This is a genomic window from Streptomyces sp. NPDC056479 (assembly GCF_042795335.1).
GTDB lineage: Bacteria > Actinomycetota > Actinomycetes > Streptomycetales > Streptomycetaceae > Streptomyces.
Genome location: NZ_JBHTRZ010000006.1, coordinates 260,080 through 275,822 on the forward strand (window position 1 = coordinate 260,080; position 15,743 = coordinate 275,822).

Consider the following 15,743-nt stretch of genomic DNA (forward strand, 5'->3'; position numbering starts at 1 on the left):
CGTCAGCACGACAGCGTCCTCCTCGAAGCGTCGTGCCCATAGCGTGCCCCAGGTCGGCAGTCATACGGCCGCGCAAGCGCCGTCGCTTCCCAAAGGGCTGAGGGCTCGGCGAAATCCCGCTGACTCCCGTCCCGCGGATGTCCTACCGTTCCACGCATGACTCCGATCAGCCCCGAGAACCCGCTGACCTCTGAAAACGCCCGGGCGTTGCTTGCCATGCTCCCTGCCCGAGTCGAGATCAAGCGAGGCATGAGCGAGCGGGAACTTGATCAGGTCGAGGAGCGTTGGGGGTTCCGTTTCGCTCCGGAGCACCGGACGCTGCTGAGCGCAGGACTGCCGACGGGGAGCCGTAGCTGGCCCGACTGGCGGGACGGCGACCCGGAGGACCTGGCGGAGAGGTTGGCCCGGCCGGCGGATGGAGTGCTCTTCGACGTGAAGCACAACGGTTTCTGGCACCCGGACTGGGATCCAAGGCCGGCGGGCACTGAAGACGCCTTGAACGTGGCTCGCTCGTACCTGTCCAAGGTTCCTGTGATGGTGCCGATTTACTCGCATCGGTACCTGCTGGGCGATCCGGACCGAACCGGTACGCCCGTGTTGTCGATGTACCAGGCGGACATCATTTACTACGGCACTGATCTCCTCGACTACTTCCACCACGAGTTCGGCCGCTCCGTGCCGACCCCCGAGGACCATCAGTACGCCACGATTCCGTTCTGGTCGTACTTCCTCGACTGAACGGCCGCCGCGCGGACTGACACGGTGCCTGAGACGAGACGTGCCACAGTCGTGCCGGATTTGACGGGCACCCCTGCAAGCGGCGCACCACGTAGTCGGACTGGCTTTCGTTGATGTCCTGAGCCAGCTCGATGAGCCGGAAGGTCTGCCCGTGCCGTGCCTTGACGTGATGGCTGACGTAGACAGGGTCGATGGGCGGGCAGTGCCCCGACGCCCGGTCCGGGCAGGAACTTGGTGAACCCGAACGGCTTGGTCGCCGCCAACTCCAGGGTGTGCCACACGTCCACGCCAAGTGTGTGAGCCATCCGGGAGAGTTCGTTGACCAGGGCGATGTTGACTTGCCGGTAGGTGTTCTCGAACACCTTGGCGAGCCCGGTCTCTTCCAGCCCCGATGCCGGGACGGTGACTTCGGTGACCGAGTCGTAGAAGATCTTCACCTGGCGCAAGCAGGCATCCGTGAGCCCGGCGACGATCTTGGGCCGCGACATTGAAGGCGATGCACTCGCGAACAGCGCGCGCCCCCGCGTGCGCCCCTGTAACACCGCGCAGCCCTTCACGCCTGTTTCCTGGGGCATGCGCGCGTCTGATCGATCAGCGCACTCGTGACTGACTGTCGTCGGCTGACGTCCGTGTCGCAACCGTGACCGTTGCCGGGGCCTCATTGAGGTCTCGAAATACCAGGTCAGAGGGCTGGCGCGGCGGTAGCCGTCCGCGTCTGTGCCCACGGCCACAGCAAGCGGGCCAAACGTAGGCTCATACTGAGCCATGACAAAACCTGCGGCACCGAAGCGTCACCTGCCCACCAGCCCCTTCAAGGCCCCGGTCGCACCTGTTCCCAAGCACTTCGCTGTGGGCGATCAGGTCACTCATGACATGTACGGTCTCGGCCGGGTGATCGGCATCGAGGACGGAATCGCGGCGCTCGTGGATTTCGGCTCGGCGCAAATGCGGATCTTGAGCCCGTACGCCAAGATGACCAAGCTGTAGAACCGCTGTGCCCGGTCACGGCACGCCAGGCCCCAGTAGGGGCCTGTAACGAAAGGCAGACCTCTCATCGACCCGACGACGTCGCTCTTCTCCGCCCTGGAGGGGCAACCCAGCCGTTCCACCGCAGTCTCGCCACCTCCGACGACAACGCCCTTCCAGGCTCCGGACTTCGGAGAAGAGGAGATGTTCTGGCCCGAGGACGCACAGGAGCCCGCCCCGGGCACCCGTGCGGCGCGGACCAAGGCCGCCTAGGTGTGGGTTCGACAGCCACCCGCTGACTGTCTCCGGTGCTGCAGTTCCGTCTCGATCAACCCCGTTCACGGTCGTTCAGGCGCGAGACCCGAAGCCGTTCCGACACCGGCGACCGGTCGCGCATGAACGCAGGTGAGCGTCCTGGTACACAGCCCAGCACCTCACCGGCCTTGCGTCGCCCGCAGTAGCCGCCCCTGGCCGTCAGCACCCCTCAGGCCCTCCCGAGCAACCGGAATGACCCCAGGCAACCGTCCTGCTTGGAGTCATGAACCAGAAGCGGGGACACCGCCAAAAGGCCACCTACGAACCCGTCGTAGGTGGCCTTTGACGTACTAGGGCCGGTCAGGCCAGGCCGAATCTCTCGGCGTGTACCTGTCGTGCGGGGACCCGCAGGTTCCGTAGGCCGGAGAGTACGGCCGTGGTCATGGCGGGCGGGCCACATACGTAGACGTCGCGTTCGGTGATGTCGGGGACCAGTCGGTGCAGGCTCTCCGCACCGAAGGGCGGGGTGTCGTGCTCGCCGGTCCTGCCGGTCAGCAGGTGCAATCGGCCGCCCCGTAGCGCGAGCAGACGGCGCACCTCGTTCAGCAGCACGGCGTCGGCCTCGCTGCGCACCCGGTACAGCACGACGACGTCGCCGGTCGCCTGCTCCTCCAGCATGGCGCGCACGGGTGTGATCCCGACGCCGCCGGCGATCAGCAGGGCGCCGGGCCGGGTCCGGTGCAGTGAGGTGAACGCGCCGTACGGGCCCTCGACGAAGGCACGGGAACCGACCGGGACGTTCCGCAGGCCGGCGCTGGCGCTGCCCACCGCCTTCGCCGTCAGACGCAACCCCTGTCCGTCGGGCGCCGCCGACAGGGAGAAGGGGTTGGCCAGCCACCAGTGGTGGTGTCCGGGGAACCGCCAGATGCAGAACTGGCCCGCCCGGGCGGGGAGTTTGTCGAGGTGGCGGCCGGTGACGTACACGGAGACCACGTTGTCCGACTCCGGCACCACGGCCGCGACGCGGAACTGGTGGTAGGCGTTGCGCCACAGCGGCATGACGACCCGGCCCGTCAGCAGGGCGCCGAAGGCGAACAGCCACAGGATCCACCAGTAGGCCGTGGCGAACGCGGACGACGTGAACGTCGTCGTCTCCTGCAACTGGTGGACGAACGCCAGGCCCAGGGCCACGTAGAGCAGCAGGTGCAGACCGTGCCAGACCTCGTACTGGAGCCGTCGCCGCAGGCCACGGGTGGAGCTCACGGCGATCACGACGATCACGGCCGCGGCGAGCATGCCCAGCAGGGAGGCCGGCACCCCGCTCAAGGCGACGAACGTCTTCCCCATGGAGGTGTCGTCGAGCCGCGCGTAGCCGAGCACCACCAGCGTGGCGTGGGTGAGGACGGTCCACAGCAGGGTGAAGCCGACCCAGCGGTGCCACACCGTGAGCCGGTCCATTCCGATACGGCGGTCCAGCCACGGCAGCCGGGCCACCAGCAGCAGTTGGAACAGCATCAGCAGGGCCGCGTGCAGTCCGAAGAACTTGGCGACCGTGAGCACCCCGTTCTTGCCCGAACCGGCGCTGACGAACAACGCCTCGACGATCACCACGTTAACGAGGACGAACGTCCACATCGCCCAGCGCGCCGCGTGCACCGGAAGCACGGTGCCTCTGCGCGCCGTGTTGCTCACTGTCGTCATGGTTGCCTCTCATCCCCCCGAGGTCGCGGTACTGGCGACCCGTGTGCACAAACCCCATGAAGATCGGGTAATTCGCCCTAATGCGTACCTCGATCGGGTAAGGATACGGCGCGCGGACCGGATCCGTTCATGCCGGAACGGCCCCAATCCGAGGGGAGTTCGGCGCTTTCGGCGCTTCGGTAACATCAGAAGCAGCGCATGCCGGCCGGGCCGATCAGGAGATGAGCAGGCGATGTCGGACGAGGAATTCACGCACGCCCTGGACGCGGTTCTGCACGACCTGCGTGCGCAGTCCTCCGTAGAGCCGAGGCTCGAGGAGGACGCCGAGTTCGGGCTCGTCATGTATGCGCACGACGGGAGTGGGCAGGGCATCGTGCCGCCCTGGGACGCCACCCCCGAGGAACGTCTGGCCAACCTCGCTGATCAGGTTCAGGACTGGGCGGTCGAGACGCTCTGCTCGGTGGGTGCGCCGGCTGTGTGGCCGCACTGTCCGGAGCACCCGGACAACCATCCCCTCACGGCGACCGTCGCGGACGGTACGGCGATCTGGGCGTGCCCGAAGAGCGGGGCGGACTTTGGGCGGATCGGCACACTGGAGCAGCGATAGGGGCTGGAGCGCGGCCCTCGGGAGGGCGACCTGCCCTTCTCGCGTCACGGCTCCCACGTCATGGCTCTCGCGTCACGACTCCCACGTCACGGCTCTCGCGTCACGGCTCCTGCGTACTGAGTCGCTCCACCCCCGCCGCTGCCGCCTCCGCCCTGCGCCTCGTCTCCCGGAGCTTGCGGTCGGCCGTGCGTGCATGCTCCCTGGCCGTCTGTTCTGCGGAACGTGCCTGCTGTTGCTGCTCCCTGGCGTGTTGGAGTTCGGTGCTCAGATCGCTGACGCGCTGTTGAGCTTCGTCCCAGTGCTTCTTGGCGGCGAAGGCCTCGCGGCTCGCGGTGGCCGCCTCCTTCTCCCGTGTTCGGAGTTCTCGCGCGGCCTCGTCCGCCTCCTTGCGGGCTTGGGCGATCCGTCGGCGGCGTTCCGTGGTGGCGGCCTTGGCCGTGGCCTTCGTGGTGGCCTTCGTGGCGGGGCGTGCCGGGCCGGAGGAGGCGGCAGGGCGCGGTGTCGCGGGGGCGTCCGCCGACATGGCCGGGAAGCCCGTACCGGCGGCGAGGGGCTTGACCAGTCTGCCGCTCGCCCATTCCTTGGCCGCCTCGGGGTCCGCGAGTACGGCGCGCAGGGTGTTCTCCACCTCGAGGCGGGCGGCTTCCGTGATCGGGTGGCCGGCCTGCGCGGCCAGTTGGCCGGCCTGGCGGGACAACGTGCTGATCAGGACCCGTTGCCGGTGGCTCAGCTCTCGCAGTTGCCCTCCGTCCAGGTCGCGGTGGGCCTGTCTCAGGCCCTCGCCGAGGCGGAGCAACGGTTCGACCTCGCTCGCCCGTTCATGGACCAGGAGGTTGCTGGCCCAGGCCGACAGGCTGGGGCGCCGCAGCTTGGCGATGCGGTCCGCGAGGGCCCGGTCGCCGGCCGTGCGGGCCGCGGCCATGCGGGCGGCGCGGGTGGCGGTGAACTCCTCCGGCCGCAGCCTGTACAGCTCGTCGGCGACAGTGTCCAGGTCCAGTTCCATCGACGTTCCCTCTCCGCGCCGGCGCCCTGTGGATCCCCGCGATGCCCGCGATCCTCGCGCCTCAGAGGTTCGTATCGATTTTCCCACTCTTGGTGCAGAGCGCGCAGGTCCGGCTACTTCCAGGCGCGGTCGAGGAAGTCGGCGATCAGCGGGGCGATCTCCGGCAGATGGGTGTCGAGGGCGAAGTGGCCGGTGTCGAGGAGGTGGAGTTCGGCGTCCGGCAGGTCGCGCAGGTAGGCGCGGGCGCCGGGCTCGGTGAAGAAGGGGTCGTGGCGGCCCCAGGTGATCAGGGTGGGCGGGGTGTGGCGGCGCAGCCACTCCTGCCAGTCGGCGTAGCGCGCGAAGTTGGAGCGGTAGTCGAGGATCAGTGAGCGCTGGGCCTCCTTGCGGCCCGGCTGGTCCAGGAAGTGCTGGTCGAGGGTCCAGCCGTCCGGGGCGATCAGGTCGGTCTCGGGGACGCCGGTCTCGTACTGGCTGCGGGTGCCGGCAAGGGTGAGGACGCCGGCGATGGTGTCGTCGGCGCCGGGGGTCTCGGAGGTGAGGCCGATCAGGCCGAGGGCCATCTCCGAGAGGCCCTCCTCGTAGGCGTTGCCGTTCTGGACGACCAGCCCCGCGATCCACTCCGGGTGGCGCTCGGCGACGCGCAGGCCGATGGGGGCGCCGAAGTCGAAGACGTACATCACGAACCGGTCCAGGCCCAGGCCCTTGACGAAGCCCTCGGTGATGTCGGCGAGCCGGTCGAACGTGTACGTGAAGCCGTCGGGGGCCTGGGTGTGGCCGAAGCCGGCGTGGTCGGGGGCGATCAGCCGGTACTGCGAGCCGAGTGCGTCGATGAGGCCGCGGAACTGGTGGGAGCCGGACGGGAAGCCGTGCAGGAGCAGCAGTACGGGCGCGTCGGCCCGGTCGGGGACGGACTCCCGGTAGAAGACGCGGACGCCGTCGACGTCGAGGTGGCGGTGGAGGGTGGGAGTGGGTGCGGTGAGCATGACCTACCTCTTTCTAATTCCTCGCGTGACCTCTTATGCATTAGATGGTGCTCCGTCGGCGACTAACATGTCAACCCCTCACTGAACCATTAGCCCCCTGTACCATTGGCCGCATGACTGATCCCGCACCGCTGACCGGCGAGCCCCTGGCGCTGGACCTGGTCAACACCCACCCGACCACCGGTGACCTGCTCACCACGCCGGACGGCCTGCGGGCCTGGTGGGTTCTGGAGGCGGCGCGGATCCCGGGCGAGGTGCCGCGGGAGGTCACCGCCGCGGATCTGGGCGCGGTGCTAGCCGTACGGGAGCACACCGCGCGCGCTCTCGACCACGTGCGCAGGGGCGAGCGGCCCCCGGCCGAGGACATCGAGGCGCTCAACGAGGCGCAGCGTGCCGCGCCGGCGATCAGCGAGCTGGTGTGGGACGGGACGGCCGTGGCCGTGACGCGGCGGCGCTCGGGCTCACCCGGTCTGCGGCTGGCCGCCGGGCTCGCGGAGGCGGCCGCCGAGCTGCTGGCCGATCCGGGGGTGGAAAAGATCCGCAAGTGCGAGGCCGACGACTGCGTGATGCTCTTCCTGCCCGCCAACCCGCGCCGCCGCTGGTGCTCGGCCGCCCGCTGCGGCAACCGGATGCGGGTCGCCCGCCACTATCGGCGCCACAAGATCGGGTAGCGGGCAGCGGGCGAAGGGGCGAGGCGGCCTGCGCAAGATCCCCCGCCGTCAGACCTTGCACCCCACCCCGCAATACGCGTCCACCGCCGCCGTCGCCGGATCGGTCGGGCCGTGGGTGTCGGGGCGCCACTCGGGCACCTGCACGATGCCCGGATCCACCAGGTCGAGGTCGTCGAAGAAGGCGGCGATCTCGCCGATGCTGCGAACGTGGTAGGGCACGGCGCCGCTCGCGTTGTACGCCTCCGACGCCGCGATCATGCCCTCGCTGGTGGCCGTGCTGTCGCTGATCACCAGGTGGCTGCCCGCGGGGAGGCCGGCCAGCAGGCGGCGTACCAGGTCGCGGGCCTCGTCGTGGTCGGCGACATGGCCGAGGGTGTTGAGGATCATCAGGGCGACCGGACGGGAGAGGTCGAGCGTGGCCGCGGCGGCCTCCAGGACAGCCTCGGGTTCGTACAGGTCAGCCTCCAGGTAGGCGGTCCTGCCCTGGGGGGTGCTGGTGAGCAGGGCGTTCGCGTGCGCCAGGACGACGGGGTCGTTGTCGACGTAGACGATCCGGGCGTCGGCGGCCACGCGCTGGGCGACCTGGTGGGTGTTGTCGGCGGTGGGCAGGCCGGTGCCGACGTCCAGGAACTGCCGTATGCCCACCTCACCGGCCAGGTGGCGTACCGCGCGGCCCAGGAACAGGCGGCTGGTGACGGCCACGTCGACCAGGCCCGGGAAGATCTCCTTGATCTCGTCGCCGATCCGCCGGTCGATCTCGTAGTGGTCCTCGCCGCCGACGAAGTAGTTCCAGAAGCGGGCCGAGTGGGGCTCGGTGGGGTCGTCGGGCACGGCGGGCCTCCTGCTGAGCGTTGCCAGTGGTCAAAGCAGCAACCAACCTAGGTCAACTCCCCCTGTGTGCACGGTAGTTGACTCAGATATGCCTCACGCACGGTGAGGTTCTGGCCATCTCCTGCGGGGGTCGTCACTGGTCCAGATACGCCAGCACCGCCAGCACCCGCCGGTTGTCGGCGTCCCCCTGCAACAGGCCCAGCTTGGTGAAGATGTTGCCGATGTGCTTGGCGACGGCCTTCTCCGAGATGAACAGCCCTTGTGCGATACCGGCGTTGGAACGCCCCTGCGCCACCCACTCCAGGACCTCGCGCTCGCGTCCGGACAGGCTGCCCACGGCCTCGTCGCGTTCCTTGCGGACCAGGAGCTTGGCGATCACCTCGGGGTCCATCGCGGTGCCGCCCTCGGCCACCCGGCGGATGGAGTCCAGGAACTGGCGGCCGTTGGTGACCCGGTCCTTCAGCAGATAGCCGACACCCCGGCCGCCGCCGGCCAGCAACTCCCGTGCGTAGAGCGGCTCGACGTACTGGGAGAGGAGCAGCACCGGCAGGTCCGGCAGCTGTTCGCGGGCCGCCAGCACCGCGCGCAGCCCCTCGTCGGTGAACGTCGGCGGCAGCCGGACGTCGACGACCGCGACGTCCGGCTGCTCCCTGATGAGCGCGTCCAGCAGTTCCCTACCGTCGTCCACGGCGGCGACGATCTCGTGGCCGTGAGCGCCGAGCAGGCGGATGAGCCCGTCCCTCAGGAGGAAGTGGTCTTCGGCGAGGGCAATACGCACGGAAGCTCCATCGTCACCATGGTCGGTCCGTTCACGGGGCTGTTCACGGCCAGCACCCCGTCGAAGGTGGCGAGGCGGCGCTCGATGCCCCGCAGACCGGTGCCCCGCGAGGCGTCCGCGCCGCCGTGGCCGTCGTCCGTGACGGTGATGCGCAGCATCCCGGGATCGTAATGGATGTCGATCCAGGCCCGGTCGGCTCCGGAGTGCTTGGCGACGTTGGTGAGGATCTCCGAGACCGCGAAGTAGGCCGCCGATTCGACCGGTGTCCGGGGGCGGCCCGGGAGGTCGGCCCGGACCTCGGTGGGGACCGGGCAGACCATGGCCAACGCCCGTACGGCATCGGTGAGTCCACGGTCGGCGAGGACCGGCGGGTGGATGCCGCGGACCAGGTCGCGCAGTTCCTCCAGCGCCTTGGAGGAGGACTCGCGCGCCTCGATCAGCAGGGCGCGCACGGCCTCCGGGTTGCTCTCCAGGAGGTGTTCGGCGGCGTCCAGGGTCATGCCCATCGCCACCAGACGGGCCTGGGCTCCGTCGTGCAGGTCGCGCTCGATACGGCGGATCTCGGCCATCTGTGTGTCGACGGCGTCGGAGCGGGTGGCGGTCAGGTGCTGGATGCGGCCGGCCATCATCTCGCTCTCGCTCGGGGCGAGCATGGAGCGCGTGTACAGGGCGTGCCGGCGTACGGCGCGCGGCGCCGACCACAGGGCCAGCGGGAGCTGGAGGGCGCCGAGGACACCGGCGAGCACGGCGGTGGCCCGGCCCTCGATCGGGATGAACTGGTACCAGAGTCCGTCCCACTCGGCGGACAGCGGGACACCGAAGAAGGCGAGGAAGACGCCCCAGACGCCGCTGAGGATGAGGGCGAGCGGGAGGAACGCGAAGAACGCGCCGGCCAGCGGGTCGACGAGCACCCAGACCCACTCCCGCCGGGTCTGCGGGTCGCTCATGATCCACCGGTAGCGGGCGGCCACCCCGGAAGCGCCCTCGGGCACCGGCGGCGGCGGACCGGGCGGACCTGGTATCTCCACGCCCGACCAGCGCAGCGCCAGTTCGCGCCGGCGGGCGGCCAGATCGCGTACGCCCTCCATGGCGCGCGGCACCACACCGAGGCCGGGTCCGACCAGCCAGATCGCGCCGGAGACCGCCAGGGACCGGCCGAAGGCGGCCGTGGACATCCAGCACAGGGTCATCGCCCGCCGCAGTCCCACCAGCCCTGCCGCGACCGAGAATCCGCTGATCTCCTCCGGCGGGCGGTTCCCCCCGAGCTGCGTCGTGCGGTCCATACGACTCGCTCCTCTCTGTTGCCTGTGCGGTGCGTGGGCCGAAGCGCCCGTGGCCCCCATTGTCGCGAGCGCCGGGGTGCTGCCGCGGTGGGAAAAACTCCCCTCTTGTCAGCCCCGGTCGACCGCAACCGCGACCGGCCCGCCCACCTCGGCGTGCCGACGGCGCGCCGCCACCAGTGCCAGCGTCACCGCGATCGACGCGACCGCCATCACCGTCATCCCCGTGGCCGGGGAGGTCAGTTGGGCCATCGCTCCGGCCAGCGAGGCGCTCACGCCCTGCATGGTGAGCATGCCGGCGGAGTGCAACCCCAGGGCGTGACCGCTGAGTTCGTCGGGCGTGACGGCCATCAGCCGCTCCTGCTGCACCAGGCTCGCCCCGAAGCCGACCGACGCGACGGCCACGGCGACGGCCGCCACCGGCAGCCCCGGACGCAGGAAGAACAGCAGATAGGGCGTGGCCAGGAGCAACAGCAGTGGAACGCCGAGCCGGGCCCGCAGCGCCTGGGGAAGGAACCGGCCGACGGTGATGTCACCGACGAACATGCCGAACGCCGCACACGCGAACAGCGTGCCCGCGGCCTCAGGCGCGTACGACACGTACAGGGACTCGCAGCCGACCACCAGACCGTTGGGAATCCACAGGGCGAGGAAGAGGTGACGGCGGGGCCGGGAGGACCACAGCAGGGCGTTGGTGCGCCAGGTCGCCGAGACCGACGGGCGGCCCGAGGCGCGCGGCACGCGGGGGGTGAGGCCGAGACGGAGGCAGAGGGCCGCGACGGCGTACAGCCCGGCCGCGAGCAGCAGCGCCGGGCGCGGGGACAGCACCGCCACCAGTACGCCACCGGCCGCGTACCCGGTGATCTGCATGATCCCGCTCATCATGTTGAAGACCGACCGGCCCAGCAGATAGCCGTCCTTGGTCAGGATCTCGTTCAGCAGCCCCCACCGGACGCCGCCGCCCAGCGAGGCGACCAGGCCCAGCAGCAGGATCAGGGCGAACAGCGCCCAGATCGATGTGCCCGGCGTCGCCATCGCCGCCGTGCCCACGGCGTAGGACAGCGCGATGCCGGTGAGTGCCGCTCGCGGTGCCAGGCGGTCGGACGCCGAGAGCAGGGTCGTCGCGCCCACCACCTGCGCCAGCTGCGGGCAGAACATGCTCACCGCCGCCAGCAGCGGTGACTCGGTCGCCGCGTACACCAGCGTGCCGATGGCCAGACCGCCGACGGTAGAGGCGGCCGTCTGCAGGGCGGAGGCGAGGAAGAGGGGGGTGAACTCCGGTGTGCGGAAGAGCTGTTGGTAGCTGCGCATGCGCGGATTCTGCGGGGACCGGAAAACGGTCGTTATTGTTTCGCGGAGAAGCGAAAGGTGCGTCGTGGAGCAGCGAAGGGCGGTGACGGCCGATGGGCTGGTGGCAGATCAACGCCGACACTCTCGCCGCGAGCCGCTTCGTCCTCTCCCCGCTCGCCGAGACGTTCGCCGCGCTGAAACTCCTGCACTCCGGCGCCGCCACCCACCCCGGCGAACGGGCCTGGCTGGACGCCCATCTGCCCGCCTACCGCGCCCGCCTGGCCGCCGACCCCGTCACCGCACGGCTGGTGCGGGCCGGCCTCGGCCGTGACTGGATCGCGGACTTCCTCACCCCGACCCCGAGGGACGGGGAGACCTTCGAGGAGGGCGTGGCCCGGGTACGCGCGGCGGCCCCCGCCGAGGCCCGCGCCCACCTCACCGTCTCGCTCGCCCGCCCCCTCCCCGCCGTACTGGACCGGGACGACCTGCCCGACCGCGCCGCCGCGCTCCTCGAACACATCTGGGCCGAGGCCGTACGCCCGGACTGGGACCGGCGCCGGCGCGTCCTGGAGGCCGATGTGGTCGCCCGGACCGCACTGGCGGGCCGGGGAGGCTGGGCGGCCGTACTGGACTCGCTGCGGCCGGGCCGCACCCGCTGGCTCGGCGGCAACCGGCTCCAGGTGAATCTGCACGAGTACCCGCCCCGCGAGATCGCCGGCGCCGAGCTGCTCCTGGTGCCGGTGACGCCGAAGGGCGGCTGGGTCTCCTGGGAGGACCCCGGACGGTACGCCCTGGTCTACCCCTGCGCGGGCGCCCTCACGGACCCCGGCTCACAGGCGGTGCCCGCGAGCCTCGGCGCCCTGCTGGGGCAGGCCCGCGCCGAGGTGCTCGTCCTCCTCGGTTCCCCGCTCAGCACGACCCAGCTGGTCGCCGTGACCGGGCAGGGGCTCGGCTCGGTGGGGCGCCATCTGCGGGTGCTGCTGGACGCGGGGCTGGTGGAGCGGCGCCGGGCGGGGCGGTCGGTGCTGTACTCGCGGACGGCGGCGGGGGACCTCCTCGTGGAGGCCCAGCGCCGGCCCGACACCTTGCGGAGTTAGCATCCGTTTCATGACGACCACTGACAGCAACTCCCCCCTCGCCGTCGAGATCAACACCCTCCAGGGCGGCCCCGCCGACCTCGCCCAGTACGCCGGCAAGGCGGTCCTCGTCGTGAACGTGGCCTCCAAGTGCGGCCTGACCCCGCAGTACACGGGCCTGGAGAAGCTGCAGGAGCAGTACGCGGACCGCGGCTTCACCGTGCTCGGCGTGCCCTGCAACCAGTTCATGGGACAGGAGCCCGGCAGTGCCGAGGAGATCGCGGAGTTCTGCTCGGCGACCTATGGCGTGACCTTCCCGATGACCGAGAAGGTCGAGGTGAACGGCGAGGGCCGGCACATCCTCTACGACCGTCTGGCCGGGTTCGCCGACGCCGAGGGACACACCGGGGACATCCGCTGGAACTTCGAGAAGTTCCTCATCGGCCGCGACGGCGCGGTCGTCGCCCGCTTCTCGCCGCAGACCGAGCCGGATGCCGCGGAGCTCGTGGCGGCCGTCGAGGCCCAGCTGGCGTAGCCGGGTGTTGACCTTGCCCCTGGGGCAGGGCTGAGCGTTCTTCGCACCGGGCGGAACGAACCGCCCGGTGACGGAGGATGAGGCCGTGGACGACGAACTGCTCACCATCGGCGCGTTCGCCGCGCGGGCCAGGCTCTCGGCCAAGGCCCTGCGGCTGTACGACCGCCTGGGGCTGCTGGCTCCCGCGCACGTCGACGAGGCCAGCGGCTACCGCTACTACCGCGCCGATCAGGTCGAGCGCGCCCGCCTGGTGGCGCTGCTGCGCCAGCTGGACATGCCGCTCGCCCGGATCGCCGAGGTCGTCGAGGCCCCGGACGGGGGCACGGCCGCCGGCCGGCTCGGGGCGTACTGGGCGGACGTCGAGGCGCGGGTGGCGGGGCAGCGGACGCTCGCCGAGTACCTCCGTGGACGACTGTCGGGGAGGAGCTCCGAGATGTACGGGAAGTTCGTGGTCGAAACGGTGGACGTGCCCGAGCAGGTGGTGATCGGCGAGGCCCGCCATGTGCTGGCGGGCGAGCTGCCGGCGTGGATCGGGGCGTCGCTGGGCCGGCTGGAGGCGGCGGCCCGGGAGTGCGGCGGCATCACGGCACCGCCGTTCGTCGTCTACCACGCCGAGGTGTCGATGGAGAGCGACGGTCCTGCCGAGTCCTGTGTGCCGGTCGCCGACGAGGCGGCGGCGCGCGCATGGGTCGAGCGGCACGGCCGTACCTGGGAGACGAAGGTGCGGGTCGAGCCCGGCCGGCGCTTCGCCTACACCCGCATCACCAAGGCGCAGGTGGCCCACCCGCAGATCCTGGCCGCCTTCGAGGCGGTGGAGGAGTGGATCGCCCGCGAGGGCCTTCAGCAGGCGGGACCGTGCCGGGAGATCTACTTCGCGGACTGGGAGGCGGCCGGGGCCGAGGACCCGGTGTGCGACATCGCGTTCCCGGTGCGGTGACGTGAGATGAGGTGACCGGGGCGGGCCGCGCCGGGGCTCACCCCTGGCGCAGCTCCTCCGGGCAGGGCGTCCCGCGCGACAGCGTGTACGGCGCCGCCAGCCGGTACGTCCCCGCCTTCGGCGCCACCAGCAGCGTCCACTTGTCGCCGAGGGCGTCCTCCTCCGTCTCCGTCAGGCAGCCGTTGACGTTCTCGTACGACTTCGGCTCACCGTCGGGGCGGTCCTTGGACTGCGCCGTCTCCTGCGGCGGGTCGAGCTTCTTGCCGTCGGCGTCGACGATGCTCAGCCAGGGCGAGTACGGGATCCGGATGAGGACGCGGCCGGGCTTGCTCACCCGCATCGTCATCTCGCCCTGCTCGGCCCGCTCGACGACGGCGTTCGGCTCGGCGAGCGGCGCCGGGGCGGTCACCCGGAACAGCTGCCAGTTGGCGTCGCCCCACACCTGCTTCAGATACGGCATGCCACGCTGCACCAGCTCCCGCTCACGCTCCGCCCCCGAGGCGTCCGGCTCGTCCTTGGGCAGGACCACGAAGTGCACGGCCCAGCGCTGGAGCCACTCGCGGTAGTTCGCGGAGTTGAGGGTGTCGTCGTAGAAGAGGGGATTGCGCTCCATGTCGGCCTGGCGGTTCCAGCCGCGGGCCAGGTTCACATACGGCGCGAGGGCGGAGGCCTCACGGTGGGAGCGGGCCGGGACCACCTCGACCCGGCCCTTCTCGGCGCCGACCTCCTGGAGTTCGTTGACGAGCGGCGCCAGCTCGCGTGCCCAGGAAGCGGCCGGGGCGGCATGAATGATGTCGTCGACCGTCTTGTAGCCGATCCAGCCGACGAAGGTGAGCAGGGCCAGTACGCCCGCGTACCACTTGCGCGAGCGGGGCACCGTGTACGGCAGCGCGGCCACCAGGGCCGTCCCGGCGAACAGCATCGCCAGGCGCGTGATGTTGGAGCCGATCTGCGAGCTGACCACCCAGACGAGGACGACCGAGAGGCCGTAGACCGCCGACACCAGCCGGACCGTCTTCCAGTCCTCGGGCACGATCACGAAGGTGACGACGGCGCACAGCAGCGGCAGGAGCACCGATCCGATCACCATCGGCTGGGTGCCCGAGAAGGGGAACAGCCACGCCGACACCGCGACCACGGCCGCCGGGGCGAGCCCCAGCGCCCAGGCCCCCGGCCGTCGCTTCTGGAGGAACAGCGCGACCGCCACGAAGCCCACGAACAGCCCCGCGACCGGTGACGACATGGTGGCGAGCGCGGCCAGCGGCGCCGCGCACAGCGCCTTCGCCCAGCGCTTGTAGCGCCAGCGGTACGGCCAGCAGAACACGACGGCGACCGCGCCCAGCGCGAACATCGTGCCCAGACCGAAGGTGACCCGCCCGGAGATCGCGTTGGCGATCAGCCCGCAGACCCCGGCGAACGCGGCCCACAGCGGATTGCGCACCGACCGGCTGCGCAGCAGGACCAGCGTCAGCAGGCCCGCGGAGATGGTCCCCGCGATCATCATCGTCGTACGGACACCGAGGACCGACATCAGATACGGCGACACCACGCTGTACGACACCGGGTGCATACCGCCGTACCAGGCCAGGTTGTAGGCCGAGTCCGGGTGCCGGCCGACGAACTCCGCCCAGGCGTCCTGGGCCGCGAGATCGCCTCCGCTGTTCGCGAACGTGAAGAACCAGATGATGTGCAGGAGCCCGGCCAGAGCCGTGATCGACAGCACCGGGCGACGCAGCAGACGCTCACGCAGGGTGCCTACGGCAGCGGTCAGCCGCGACGGCGGTCTGTCCTCCGTACTGCTTTGGCCCTCACCCGTGCGTGGCGCGGGTACGCGTATTCGCGGACCGGCTCCCCGTCCCGGATCGGCGTCGTCGGCGCGTGTCGGCTCCGCAGTGGCCACGTCTGAGGCACTCCCCGTGCTGTCCCGTCTTCTGTTCTGGCCGCGTCCCGTTTCCCGCGTGTTGCCGGCCCAGACCCTGAAGGTTCTCCGGTCGCGCCTTGCGAGCGACGACCTGCCCGTTTCGTGACGCTAGCACGCAGCCCGCCGACGAGCGCCGTCGGCGGGCTGCGCGAGGGTCCCTTCGGATGC

General features: G+C 70.6%; 16 protein-coding genes. 7 read left to right on the top strand and 9 right to left on the bottom strand.

The window, feature by feature from the left end:
* The first annotated feature begins 156 nt into the window (after positions 1 to 156).
* A complete protein-coding gene (locus tag ACFQ6S_RS24610) occupies positions 157 to 738 on the top strand; it encodes a hypothetical protein (RefSeq protein ID WP_383413606.1) in 582 nt (193 codons plus the stop codon).
* Here the strand turns inward: ACFQ6S_RS24610 and ACFQ6S_RS24615 are convergent.
* A complete protein-coding gene (locus tag ACFQ6S_RS24615) occupies positions 696 to 1,313 on the bottom strand; it encodes a hypothetical protein (RefSeq protein WP_383413607.1) in 618 nt (205 codons plus the stop codon). The genes ACFQ6S_RS24610 and ACFQ6S_RS24615 overlap by 43 nt on opposite strands.
* A gap of 190 nt (positions 1,314 to 1,503) precedes the next feature.
* On the opposite strand from ACFQ6S_RS24615, the gene ACFQ6S_RS24620 reads away from it, so the two are divergent.
* The gene (locus ACFQ6S_RS24620) at positions 1,504 to 1,725 is read left to right on the top strand and encodes a hypothetical protein (RefSeq protein ID WP_149823567.1); all 222 of its coding nucleotides are present in this window, start codon (positions 1,504 to 1,506) and stop codon (positions 1,723 to 1,725) included.
* Between the two features lie 594 nt (positions 1,726 to 2,319).
* Here ACFQ6S_RS24620 and ACFQ6S_RS24625 read toward each other — a convergent pair.
* The gene (locus ACFQ6S_RS24625) at positions 2,320 to 3,660 is read right to left on the bottom strand and encodes a ferric reductase-like transmembrane domain-containing protein (protein WP_383413610.1); all 1,341 of its coding nucleotides are present in this window, start codon (positions 3,658 to 3,660) and stop codon (positions 2,320 to 2,322) included.
* Positions 3,661 to 3,892: 232 nt separating this feature from the next.
* Here ACFQ6S_RS24625 and ACFQ6S_RS24630 point away from each other — a divergent pair, with 232 nt between their 5' ends.
* Positions 3,893 to 4,267: a hypothetical protein gene (locus ACFQ6S_RS24630; RefSeq protein ID WP_383413613.1), complete on the top strand. Its 375-nt coding sequence runs from the start codon at positions 3,893 to 3,895 to the stop codon at positions 4,265 to 4,267.
* A 100-nt stretch (positions 4,268 to 4,367) separates the two neighbouring features.
* Here the strand turns inward: ACFQ6S_RS24630 and ACFQ6S_RS24635 are convergent, their stop codons facing one another.
* Both ACFQ6S_RS24635 and ACFQ6S_RS24640 read right to left on the bottom strand, forming a co-directional pair.
* Complete coding sequence (locus ACFQ6S_RS24635; protein WP_383413615.1) at positions 4,368 to 5,270, bottom strand: hypothetical protein; 903 nt, start codon at positions 5,268 to 5,270, stop codon at positions 4,368 to 4,370.
* A 113-nt stretch (positions 5,271 to 5,383) separates the two neighbouring features.
* Entirely contained in the window at positions 5,384 to 6,256 is an 873-nt protein-coding gene (locus ACFQ6S_RS24640; protein ID WP_383413617.1) for an alpha/beta fold hydrolase, read from the bottom strand.
* Positions 6,257 to 6,369: 113 nt separating this feature from the next.
* Between ACFQ6S_RS24640 and ACFQ6S_RS24645 the strand changes: the two genes are divergently transcribed.
* On the top strand, positions 6,370 to 6,927 hold the full coding sequence (locus tag ACFQ6S_RS24645) for a CGNR zinc finger domain-containing protein (protein WP_383413620.1): 558 nt from the start codon (positions 6,370 to 6,372) through the stop codon (positions 6,925 to 6,927).
* Positions 6,928 to 6,975: 48 nt separating this feature from the next.
* Here the strand turns inward: ACFQ6S_RS24645 and ACFQ6S_RS24650 are convergent, their stop codons facing one another.
* From ACFQ6S_RS24650 to ACFQ6S_RS24665, 4 genes are all read right to left on the bottom strand, one after another.
* Complete coding sequence (locus tag ACFQ6S_RS24650; protein ID WP_383413623.1) at positions 6,976 to 7,758, bottom strand: SAM-dependent methyltransferase; 783 nt, start codon at positions 7,756 to 7,758, stop codon at positions 6,976 to 6,978.
* A gap of 133 nt (positions 7,759 to 7,891) precedes the next feature.
* Complete coding sequence (locus ACFQ6S_RS24655; protein ID WP_383413625.1) at positions 7,892 to 8,536, bottom strand: LuxR C-terminal-related transcriptional regulator; 645 nt, start codon at positions 8,534 to 8,536, stop codon at positions 7,892 to 7,894.
* Complete coding sequence (locus ACFQ6S_RS24660; protein ID WP_383413628.1) at positions 8,500 to 9,819, bottom strand: histidine kinase; 1,320 nt, start codon at positions 9,817 to 9,819, stop codon at positions 8,500 to 8,502. The genes ACFQ6S_RS24655 and ACFQ6S_RS24660 overlap by 37 nt, the downstream gene beginning before the upstream one ends.
* A 108-nt stretch (positions 9,820 to 9,927) precedes the next feature.
* On the bottom strand, positions 9,928 to 11,127 hold the full coding sequence (locus ACFQ6S_RS24665) for an MFS transporter (protein ID WP_383413630.1): 1,200 nt from the start codon (positions 11,125 to 11,127) through the stop codon (positions 9,928 to 9,930).
* A gap of 92 nt (positions 11,128 to 11,219) precedes the next feature.
* Here ACFQ6S_RS24665 and ACFQ6S_RS24670 point away from each other — a divergent pair, with 92 nt between their 5' ends.
* The 3 genes from ACFQ6S_RS24670 to ACFQ6S_RS24680 all read left to right on the top strand — a co-directional run bounded on the left by ACFQ6S_RS24670 (position 11,220) and on the right by ACFQ6S_RS24680 (position 13,654).
* Positions 11,220 to 12,203, top strand: coding sequence for an ArsR family transcriptional regulator (locus ACFQ6S_RS24670; protein WP_383413633.1), 984 nt, complete (start codon positions 11,220 to 11,222; stop codon positions 12,201 to 12,203).
* Positions 12,204 to 12,213: 10 nt separating this feature from the next.
* The gene (locus ACFQ6S_RS24675) at positions 12,214 to 12,717 is read left to right on the top strand and encodes a glutathione peroxidase (protein ID WP_383413636.1); all 504 of its coding nucleotides are present in this window, start codon (positions 12,214 to 12,216) and stop codon (positions 12,715 to 12,717) included.
* Positions 12,718 to 12,784: 67 nt separating this feature from the next.
* Positions 12,785 to 13,654, top strand: a complete 870-nt coding sequence (locus tag ACFQ6S_RS24680) for a MerR family transcriptional regulator (RefSeq protein ID WP_383413639.1) — start codon at positions 12,785 to 12,787, stop codon at positions 13,652 to 13,654.
* Positions 13,655 to 13,691: 37 nt separating this feature from the next.
* Here the strand turns inward: ACFQ6S_RS24680 and ACFQ6S_RS24685 are convergent, their stop codons facing one another.
* The gene (locus ACFQ6S_RS24685; protein WP_383413641.1) at positions 13,692 to 15,554 is read right to left on the bottom strand and encodes an MFS transporter; all 1,863 of its coding nucleotides are present in this window, start codon (positions 15,552 to 15,554) and stop codon (positions 13,692 to 13,694) included.
* Positions 15,555 to 15,743 lie beyond the last annotated feature (189 nt).